Annotated in this window: 5 protein-coding genes; 2 read left to right on the top strand and 3 right to left on the bottom strand. The window is 63.4% G+C overall.

Annotated features, from left to right (window positions below; all coding sequences use genetic code 11):
* Nucleotides 1-255 precede the first annotated feature (255 nt).
* The gene (locus VGM51_01870) at nt 256-648 is read left to right on the top strand and encodes a DUF1801 domain-containing protein (GenBank protein ID HEY3411783.1); all 393 of its coding nucleotides are present in this window, start codon (nt 256-258) and stop codon (nt 646-648) included.
* 169 nt (nt 649-817) lie between these two features.
* On the opposite strand, the gene VGM51_01865 is transcribed toward VGM51_01870, so the two are convergent.
* From VGM51_01865 to VGM51_01855, 3 genes are all read right to left on the bottom strand, one after another.
* Nucleotides 818-1,261: a hypothetical protein gene (locus tag VGM51_01865; protein HEY3411782.1), complete on the bottom strand. Its 444-nt coding sequence runs from the start codon at nt 1,259-1,261 to the stop codon at nt 818-820.
* Between the two features lie 118 nt (nt 1,262-1,379).
* The gene (locus tag VGM51_01860) at nt 1,380-1,670 is read right to left on the bottom strand and encodes an addiction module antidote protein (protein HEY3411781.1); all 291 of its coding nucleotides are present in this window, start codon (nt 1,668-1,670) and stop codon (nt 1,380-1,382) included.
* Between the two features lie 12 nt (nt 1,671-1,682).
* On the bottom strand, nt 1,683-1,973 hold the full coding sequence (locus tag VGM51_01855) for a type II toxin-antitoxin system RelE/ParE family toxin (protein HEY3411780.1): 291 nt from the start codon (nt 1,971-1,973) through the stop codon (nt 1,683-1,685).
* Between the two features lie 249 nt (nt 1,974-2,222).
* Here VGM51_01855 and VGM51_01850 point away from each other — a divergent pair, with 249 nt between their 5' ends.
* Nucleotides 2,223-3,164, top strand: a complete 942-nt coding sequence (locus VGM51_01850) for an IS30 family transposase (GenBank protein HEY3411779.1) — start codon at nt 2,223-2,225, stop codon at nt 3,162-3,164.
* The last annotated feature ends 42 nt before the right edge of the window (nt 3,165-3,206 follow it).

The raw sequence follows: 3,206 nt of genomic DNA, 5'->3' as shown, positions 1-3,206 counted from the left end.
CACCAAGCTCAACACCAGGCCGAGGAAGCGATTGGGCTTCAGGACACCGGAGGAGTGCTATGCACGAGCGTAGGCGTTCTCAGCGGAAGTGTTGCGATTCAAACTTGAAGTCAGGTGGCCGCTTCTTGAATGCGTGTAGTTGTCTCGCAAATGCAGGTACGCGGGGGAAAGAACCATCACAACTGCAGCACGATCCTCGGTCTGGACAACCGGACGCGGAGACGACAAGGGCACGACACAGGAGGTGGCCGTCTCATGGCTGAGAACAAGACGGGCAAGGACGCGGCAAAGGCCGCGAAGCCGGCTCGTAAGAAGGCCGATGGCGAGACCGAGGTACGTGCCGTGATCGCCGCAATGCCGCAACCGGATCGCGGCATGGGCGAGCGGCTCCATGCAATCATCACTGCCAGCGGCCCCAGCCTCTCGCCGAGACTGTGGTACGGGATGCCCGCCTACGCCAAGAACGGGAACGTGGTCTGCTTCTTCCAGGGGGCGCACAAATTCAAGGCGCGGTACGCGACGCTCGGCTTCAGCGACAAGGCGCACCTCGACGAAGGTCACATGTGGCCGGTCGCCTTTGCGCTCACGAAATTGACCGCCGCGGAAGAGGCGAGGATCGCCGCGCTGGTGAAGGACGCGGTGAGCTGAGACGCCTCGTGTGGCAGCTGCGCCGCGAGAGGCACGTGACCCGGACACGCCAGGTCCATCCAACGTGTAGCGCATCAGCTGCAATACGCCGCCAAGCGCTTCCATCCGAGACTAGCTCTCATGCGGCGTATTGTCTGCTGGATGCGCGTGTTGGGCGGCGGGCGGCACCCTAAGGGGTCCAGGCCAAATCGATTCTTGTGGCCATCGGGCGCCATGCGTTCTTGCCGGAGCCGTGCTTGTACTCTGCGTGCACCTTCGGTTGACGACCTGTGAGCGACTCGAGGTCGGGCCTCTCAGGCTGGCCGTTGTATGTAAACGCCGTCTTCGAGTCGTAGAAGATCTCAGCCTTACCGATCTCCGACGAGCCGGCCTTCACAGGTGCCTCAAGGATGATTGAGTGCCAGTACCCGTCCTGCCCCTCCCCGGCGACCCCAACCATGACGCCATCAATGCTGCCGGTCACGTTGCTTGATTCCGGGAGGACAACGTTCGCGGGGTCAGGGCCCTGATCGTCGCTCACTCGCGGTTGGGAACACGCCGTGAGCATGAGCCCGAACGAGAGCGCTATCAGCAATGCGGCGACGATATGAGTGGCCTCAGTTGTCCGCCGCACGATCTCTCCCGTCCGCCCAACGTGTAGCGCATCAGCTGCGAGGCGCAGCGATGCGTTCCAACCCGAGGATACAGCGCGGGCGCCGAGACTGCTGGATGCGCGTGTTAGAGAGTGCCGGCTACGCGCAGGGGCGAGCATGAAGACTGAGTCCGAGGGCGCGGACGACCTTCATCACGGTGGCGAGTTCCGGATTGCCCTCCGGCGACAGCGCCTTGTACAGGGACTCGCGTCCGAGGCCGGCGTCGCGTGCGATCTTGGTCATCCCCTTGGCGCGAGCGATGTCGCCGAGAGCGGCCGCGACGGCGGCAGGATCGTCTTCCTCGAGCGCCGCTTCGAGGTAGGCGACCATGTCCTCTTCCGTCTTGAGGTAGTCCGCCGCGTCGAACGGCTTTGTCTTAGTTCGAGGCATGTCAGCTCTCCCTTACAGCCCTCGTGCGAGTTCCTTGGCCTTCGCGATGTCCCGCTCCTGCGAGGACTTGTCGCCGCCCACGAGCAGCACGATTAGCTTCCCACCACGGTCCGTGTAGTACACCCGGTAACCGGGTCCGTAGTCGATCCGCATCTCCGACACGCCCTCGCCGACCGGCTGCACGTCTCCGGGATTGCCGAGAGACAGGCGGGTGATGCGAACGAGAATCTTCGCACGCGCCCGCGCGTCCCGCAGCTTGGGAAGCCACTTGTCGAACTCGTCTGTCCGGCGGATGTCGACCACAGGGAGAGTGTAGCCCAGAGGATACAGAATGGCAAGCGTGCGGGAGGCATCTCTCTAACGTGTAGCGCATCAGCTGCAAGGCGCAGCGACACGTCTCAACGCGAGTCTACCTCCCGAGCGCCGCAGTCTGCTGGATGCGCGTGTTAGACGCGGCGAATTCAGATACTAAACGCAACACCCCGGACCCCTGAGGGTGGGGCGGTCTGGGACACTTCAGGTTCCTCTCCACCGCCAAGTAAAGGGGAACCGATGAGTGCCCAGATCACCCTCGAAGAACGATACGCCATCATGGCGCTGAAGAAGGGCCGCTATTCGATCCGCGCAATCGCGCGGGAATTGGGACGTTCGGCTTCCACCATCTCGAGGGAGCTGTCGCGCAACCGGCGGCCATCGGGCCGCTACGATCCTAGCGTGGCGCACTCCTACACCGTCGCGCGCCGTAGACGTTCGCGGCGCAACACCCGCTTCAGCGCGGACGAATGGATACTCGTCGAGCATCTTGTGGGGCTGGACTGGAGCCCCGAGCAGGTCTCGGGGTGGTTGCGGCTGCATGGCATGCTCTTCATCAGCCACGAGACGATCTACCTGCGCGTGTGGCACGACAAGCAGCGCGGTGGCGAGCTGTGGCGACACCTGAGGCAGGCGACCAAGAAGCGCTACCGCAGCTACGATTCGCGCGGAAGACTCGCAGGTAAACGGCACATATCGGAGCGGCCGGCAGAGGTCGAGACCCGGCAGGTCGCCGGCCACTGGGAGATCGACTCGATCATGGGCAACGACCACGGGCGCCACTCAGCGCTCACGCTGGTCGAGCGAAAGACGGGCTACCTGCAGATGGGCAAGCTCACCCGCCACTGCGCGGCCGAGGCCACCGCCAAGACCGTCGAGATCATCGGACGCCAGCCGCGCTGCTTCAAGACAATCACCGCAGACAACGGCACCGAGTTCCACAGCTACGGGCTCATCGAGCAGGAAACGGGCGTGCCGTTCTACTTCGCGACCCCGCACCATTCCTGGGAGCGCGGCACCAACGAGAACACCAACGGGCTGATCCGTCAGTACCTGCCGAAGCGAGTGAGCATGGCCGATCTCGCGCAAGCGGATCTCGACGCTATCGCCACCAAGCTCAACACCAGGCCGAGGAAGCGATTGGGCTTCAGGACACCGGAGGAGTGCTATGCACGAGCGTAGGCGTTCTCAGCGGAAGTGTTGCGATTCAAACTTGAAGTCAGG

This window comes from Armatimonadota bacterium, assembly GCA_036504095.1.
Lineage (GTDB): Bacteria > Armatimonadota > DTGP01 > JAKQQT01 > JAKQQT01 > DASXUL01.
Note: the sequence above shows the minus strand (reverse complement) of the source record. Positions and strands in the feature narration are given on the sequence as shown.

Excerpts from the sequence above, each read along its gene's own strand:
- VGM51_01860 (HEY3411781.1), bottom strand. The coding sequence starts at position 1,670 with ATGCCTCGAACTAAGACAAAGCCGTTCGACGCGGCGGACTACCTCAAG.
- VGM51_01870 (HEY3411783.1), top strand. The coding sequence starts at position 256 with ATGGCTGAGAACAAGACGGGCAAGGACGCGGCAAAGGCCGCGAAGCCG.
- VGM51_01850 (HEY3411779.1), top strand. The coding sequence starts at position 2,223 with ATGAGTGCCCAGATCACCCTCGAAGAACGATACGCCATCATGGCGCTG.